This is a genomic window from Pseudomonas sp. 18173, assembly GCF_050432945.1.
In the GTDB taxonomy this organism is placed as follows: domain Bacteria; phylum Pseudomonadota; class Gammaproteobacteria; order Pseudomonadales; family Pseudomonadaceae; genus Aquipseudomonas.
In genome coordinates this window covers 1-5,865 of record NZ_JBKFTN010000053.1, presented here as the reverse complement: position 1 = coordinate 5,865, position 5,865 = coordinate 1, and the positions used below count along the sequence as shown (strand labels likewise).

3 protein-coding genes and 2 pseudogenes are annotated in these 5,865 nt (G+C 60.3%); all 5 read left to right on the top strand.

Annotated features, from left to right (window positions below; genetic code table 11):
* Window positions 1–568: 568 nt before the first annotated feature.
* Window positions 569–1,171, top strand: a pseudogene (locus ACLD1X_RS28830) (molybdopterin-dependent oxidoreductase); the annotation flags it as partial.
* Window positions 1,172–1,221: 50 nt separating this feature from the next.
* Window positions 1,222–3,006 (top strand): annotated as a pseudogene (locus tag ACLD1X_RS28825) (FdhF/YdeP family oxidoreductase); the annotation flags it as partial.
* A gap of 127 nt (window positions 3,007–3,133) precedes the next feature.
* Window positions 3,134–4,555: a cytochrome ubiquinol oxidase subunit I gene (locus ACLD1X_RS28820; protein WP_429373650.1), complete on the top strand. Its 1,422-nt coding sequence runs from the start codon at window positions 3,134–3,136 to the stop codon at window positions 4,553–4,555.
* A 17-nt stretch (window positions 4,556–4,572) separates the two neighbouring features.
* Window positions 4,573–5,589, top strand: coding sequence for a cytochrome d ubiquinol oxidase subunit II (gene cydB, locus ACLD1X_RS28815; protein WP_429373648.1), 1,017 nt, complete (start codon window positions 4,573–4,575; stop codon window positions 5,587–5,589).
* Entirely contained in the window at window positions 5,576–5,725 is a 150-nt protein-coding gene (locus ACLD1X_RS28810) for a DUF2474 domain-containing protein (RefSeq protein WP_429373646.1), read from the top strand. The genes cydB and ACLD1X_RS28810 overlap by 14 nt, the downstream gene beginning before the upstream one ends.
* Window positions 5,726–5,865 lie beyond the last annotated feature (140 nt).

Here is a 5,865-nt window from a genome sequence, read left to right as displayed (position 1 = left end):
GGCTCGCTCCTACAGATATTGCGCCTGTTGAGCACAGGTGTAGGAGCGAGCTCTGCTCGCGATGGTCGTTAACGATTACGCGGGCTTACTGGCTGAACGCGGTGCTCTTGCGTCCATCGCGAGCAGGGCTCGCTCCTACAGATATTGCGCCTGTTGAGCACAGGTGTAGGAGCGAGCTCTGCTCGCGATGGTCGTTAACGATTACGCGGGCTTGCTGGCTGAACGCGGTGCTCTTGAGTCCATCGCGAGCAAGCTCGCTCCTACAGATATTGCGCTGACAACGGATTTGTTGAGCGCAGGCTAAGAGCAACTTGTCGGCCCGTCCAATCACTATTGGCAACCGGTTGATCGAGCGCATCTATGATGAATAAAGTTACTGCGTAAATGGTTGTTTAATTTTTATAAACTATTGATAAATAACAATAAATATCGACGATAAATATCCTCGATCAGGTGGTCATAAATAGCGATTAGACAGTAATTAATCCCTGTTCATATGCTTTCTCCGTCAAACGATCAATGGCCTTAATCAGGTCGTAGCCTGTGTGCATTGTCACGGAGAAGTACCATGACTCAAGTCGACCGCTACAAACCCTATAAAGGTGCCGCCGCCGGTTGGGGCGCGCTGATCGCTGTTACCAGGAACTGGCTGGGCAGTGAAAACGCGCTGAAGAATATTCGCGCCATGCTCAAGACCAACCAGAACGGCGGGTTCGACTGCCCCGGTTGCGCCTGGGGCGAGTCGCCGGAAAACGGCATGGTCAAGTTCTGCGAAAACGGTGCCAAGGCCGTTAACTGGGAAGCCACGGGCCGTCTGGTTGACCCCGCCTTTTTCAACAAATACAGCGTCTCGACGTTGGCCGAGCAGAGCGATTACTGGCTGGAGTATCAGGGGCGCCTGACCCACCCGATGCGCTATGACGTTGCCACCGATCGTTACGTGGAAACTACCTGGGACGAAGCGTTCGCGACGATCGCCCGACACCTCAACGCGCTGGAGTCACCCCACCAGGCCGAGTTCTATACCTCGGGCCGGGCCAGCAACGAGGCGGCGTTTCTCTATCAGTTGTTCGTTCGGGCCTTTGGCACCAACAACTTTCCGGACTGCTCCAACATGTGCCACGAAGCCAGCGCGGTGAGCATGATCGAAAGCCTCGGCGTGGGCAAAGGCACCGTGGTGTTCGACGATCTGGAGCATGCCGATGCGATCTTCGTCATTNCTCCAACATGTGCCACGAAGCCAGCGCGGTGAGCATGATCGAAAGCCTCGGCGTGGGCAAAGGCACCGTGGTGTTCGACGATCTGGAGCATGCCGATGCGATCTTCGTCATTGGCCAGAACCCCGGCACCAACCACCCGCGGATGCTCGAACCGTTGCGCGAAGCGGTCAAGCGCGGTGCCCAGGTGATCTGTATCAATCCGCTCAAGGAGCGCGGGCTGGAGCGCTTCCAGCATCCACAGCACCCGATCGAGATGTTGATGAATGGCTCCGAGCCCACCAACACCGCGTACTTCCGCCCGGCACTTGGCGGTGACATGGCGGTCATGCGCGGCATGGTCAAGTTCCTGCTGCAGTGGGAGCGCGAGGCTCAGGCCACCGGCGGCGAACCGGTGTTCGACCATGAGTTCATCGCCGAACACACCTCGGGTATGGATGCCTACCTGGCTGAAGTCGACGCCACCAGCTGGGAGCACATCGAGCAGCAATCGGGCATGACCCTGGCTGATATCGAACTCGCCGCGCGCATGTACGCCCGGGCCAAGCGGGTGATCATGTGCTGGGCGATGGGTCTGACCCAGCACACGCACTCGGTGCCGACGCTGCAGGAAGTCATCAACCTGATGTTGCTGCGCGGCAACGTCGGCCGTCCGGGCGCGGGCCTGTCGCCGGTTCGCGGTCACAGTAACGTGCAGGGCGACCGTACCATGGGCATCAACGAGCTGGCGCCCACCGAGTTGCTCAATGCCCTGGAAAAACGCTTCTCCTTCAAGCCGCCGCGTGAGCATGGCCATAACACCGTGATGGCGATTGGCGCGATGGAGCAGGGGCGTTCGAAAGTGTTTATCGCCCTGGGTGGCAACTTCGCCCAGGCCACCCCTGACACGCCGCGCACCCACGCGGCGTTGCGCAAATGCGACCTCACCGTGCACATCGCCACCAAGCTCAACCGCAGCCATCTGGTCACCGGCCGTGAAGCGCTGATCCTGCCGTGCCTGGGCCGCACCGACATCGACATGCAGGCCGAAGGCCCGCAGGGCGTGACCGTGGAAGACACCTTCAGCATGATCCACATCTCCCACGGTCAACTGAAGCCCAAGTCGAAACACCTGCTGTCGGAACCTGCGATCATTGCCGGCATCGCCGCTGCCACATTGGGCAAGCGCCCGATCGACTGGAACTGGGCCATCGGCGACTACGGCCGCATCCGCAACATGATCGCCGACACCATTCCCGGCTTCGAAGATTTCAACCGGCGCCTGCTGCATCCGGGCGGTTTCCACATGCCCAATGACGCGGCCCGGCGCATCTGGAAAACCGCCAGCGGCAAAGCCCAATTCACCCCGAGCGTTTTGCCCGAGCACCTGATCAGCGAGGGCGTGCGTAACCTGGCGGTCAAGCCGCACCTGATTTTACAGACCATGCGTTCCCACGATCAGTACAACACCACGCTGTACGGCCTGGATGACCGTTATCGCGGGGTGTACGGCATGCGCGACGTGGTGTTCGCCAACGAGCAGGACATTCGGCGACTGGGTTTCGAACCGGGGCAGAAGGTCGACCTGGTGGCGCTGTGGGACGACGACCGCGAGCGTCGGGTCAGCGGTTTCACCCTGATCGCCTACGACATTCCGGCCGGTCAGGCGGCGGCTTACTACCCGGAGACCAATCCGCTGGTGCCGTTGGAAAGTTACGGTGACCGTACCTTCACCCCGACTTCCAAGTTCGTTGCCATCCGGCTGGAGCAGGCGAAAGCCGGCAGCCTGATTTCGACTTCCGCCGCATAGCAGCGGGGCGGCCCGGTGCCGCGCCCGCTCACTGCAAACCTTTCGACTTGTGTTGGCTGCAGGCCCTCCGGCCTGACGGTGGCCCGGCCGCGTGCCGCCGTTTTTCAGTCGCGATGAGGATATCGACATGATTAACCTGGAGGCACTGGACCTGGCGCGGATTCAATTCGCGTTCACGGTTTCGTTCCACATCATCTTTCCCGCCATCACCATCGGGCTGGCCAGTTTCCTGGCGGTGCTCGAAGGCCTTTGGCTCAAGACCCACAACGACACCTATCGCGATCTCTACCATTTCTGGTCGAAGATCTTCGCCGTCAACTTCGGCATGGGCGTGGTCTCGGGGCTGGTCATGGCCTATGAGTTCGGCACCAACTGGAGCCGCTTCTCGGATTTCGCCGGCAGCATCACCGGTCCGTTGCTGACCTATGAAGTGCTCACCGCGTTCTTCCTCGAGGCCGGTTTCCTCGGGGTCATGCTGTTCGGCTGGAACCGGGTAGGGCGTGGCTTGCACTTCTTCTCGACGGTCATGGTCGCCATCGGCACCTTGATCTCGACCTTCTGGATTCTTGCGTCCAACAGCTGGATGCAAACGCCCCAGGGTTTCGAGATCGTCGACGGTCGCGTGATGCCGCTGGACTGGCTGGCCATCGTGTTCAATCCGTCGTTCCCGTACCGCCTGGCGCATATGGCGATTGCCGCGTTCGTGGCCACGGCGTTCTTTGTCGGCTCGTCGGCGGCGTGGCACTTGCTGCGCGGCAACGACACCCGGCAAGTGCGCAAGATGTTGTCGATGGCATTGTGGATGGCGTTGATCGTCGCGCCGATCCAGGCCGTGGTGGGTGACGCCCACGGCTTGAACACCCTGGAACATCAACCGGCGAAAATCGCCGCGATTGAAGGCCACTGGGAAAACAACGGTAGCGAAGCGACGCCGCTGGTGCTGTTCGGCATCCCTGACATGCAGGCCGAGAAGACCAGGTACGCCATCGAGATTCCGTACCTGGGCAGCCTGATCCTGACCCACAGCCTCGACAAGCAGATCCCGGCGCTCAAGAGCTTCCCGAAAGAGGACCGGCCCAATGCGACGGTGATCTTCTGGAGTTTCCGCGTCATGGCCGGGCTGGGCATGTTGATGGTGCTCGCCGGCGTACTCGGCCTGGCCCTGCGCCGCAGCGGTGCCATCTACCGCAACCGCTGGTTCCTGCACCTGATGCTGTGGATGGGCCCAAGCGGCCTGATCGCCATGCTGGCCGGGTGGATCACCACCGAAGTCGGGCGTCAGCCGTGGGTGGTGTATGGCCTGTTGCGCACCGCCGATGCCGCGTCGAATCACAGCGTTGCGCAGTTGAGCCTCTCGCTGGCGCTGTTCGTGGTGATCTACTTCTCGGTGTTCACGGTGGGCATCGGCTACATGATGAAACTGGTCGGCAAAGGGCCGCAGCCGCATCACGGGCATCCCGCAGGCGGGCATTCCGACCAGGTGATCACACCGCGCCGGCCACTGTCTGCCGACGCCGAAATCCTCGAAACCGACGCCCGCGTCAATTGAAGGAAGGGAGTTGAATCATGGGTATTCAAGGTATCGATTTATCGCTGATCTGGGGTGTGATCATCGCCTTCGGCGTGATGATGTACGTGATCATGGATGGCTTCGATCTGGGGCTGGGGATTCTGTTCCCGCTGATCCCGGATGCGAAGGAGCGCGATGTGATGATGAACACCGTGGCACCGGTCTGGGACGGCAACGAGACCTGGCTGGTGCTGGGCGGTGCGGCGCTGTATGGCGCGTTCCCGCTGGCCTATTCGGTGATCCTGGAAGCGTTGTACCTGCCGTTGATCCTGATGTTGTGCGGCTTGATCTTCCGCGGCGTGGCGTTCGAGTTTCGTTTCAAGGCCAGCCCTGAAAAGCGTCATATCTGGGACATGGCGTTCATCGGCGGTTCGCTGCTGGCGACGTTCTCCCAGGGCGTGGTGATCGGGACTTACATTGCCGGTATCCCGGTGGTCGACCGGCAGTTCGCCGGTGGTTCGCTGGACTGGCTGGCACCGTTTCCGCTGTTCTGCGGTGTCGGTTTGATCATCGCCTACGCGCTGTTGGGCAGCACCTGGTTGCTGGTCAAGACCGAAGGCATGCTGGAATCGCGGATGCGCCTGTTTACCCGGCCCCTGGCGTGGTTGTTGTTGGCGGTGATCGGCGTGATCTGTATGTGGACGCCGATTCTCCATCCGGAAATTGCCACGCGCTGGTTTGCCCATGCGCATTTGGCGGTGTTCGGTGGCCTTGCGGTGCTGGCCTTGCTGGCGGTGTTCGGCTTGCTCAAGACTCTGCGCCAGCGTCACACCCATTGGCCGTTCGCCTTCACCCTGATGCTGGTGTTCCTGGGCTACATCGGTCTGGCGTTCAGCATCTGGCCGAACATCGTGCCGCCTTCCATCAGCCTGTGGGCGGCGGCGTCACCGGCGACCAGCCAGTTGTTCATCCTGATCGGGGCGTTGTTCATTTTGCCGATCATCTTGATGTACACGGTTTGGAGCTATTACGTTTTCCGCGGGAAAGTGAGGATTGGCGATGGCTACCATTGATTCTTGTGAATCGGCACCTTGGTACAAGCGACTTGGGTGGCTGGTGGTGATCTGGCTGGGCAGTGTGGTTGCGTTGGGTGTGGTGGCGGGGGGATTGCGGATGTTGATGCATGCGGCCGGCATGAGTAGTCATTGATGGCAAGTCATTAAAGGGTTCCAGTTCAGTTTGAGGCGTATGTATGTATGGATTGGATTGGGTGAATATCCATTTCTGCGGTAATGGCCGCTGACGGTTCCGCCCTGACGGCGGGTTACTTGGAAAAGCCCCAAGTAACC

What these genes read in the sequence shown, in the direction of transcription:
- ACLD1X_RS28810 (WP_429373646.1), top strand. Translation starts at nt 5,576, where the DNA reads ATGGCTACCATTGATTCTTGTGAATCGGCACCTTGGTACAAGCGACTT.
- cydB (WP_429373648.1), top strand. Translation starts at nt 4,573, where the DNA reads ATGGGTATTCAAGGTATCGATTTATCGCTGATCTGGGGTGTGATCATC.
- ACLD1X_RS28820 (WP_429373650.1), top strand. Translation starts at nt 3,134, where the DNA reads ATGATTAACCTGGAGGCACTGGACCTGGCGCGGATTCAATTCGCGTTC.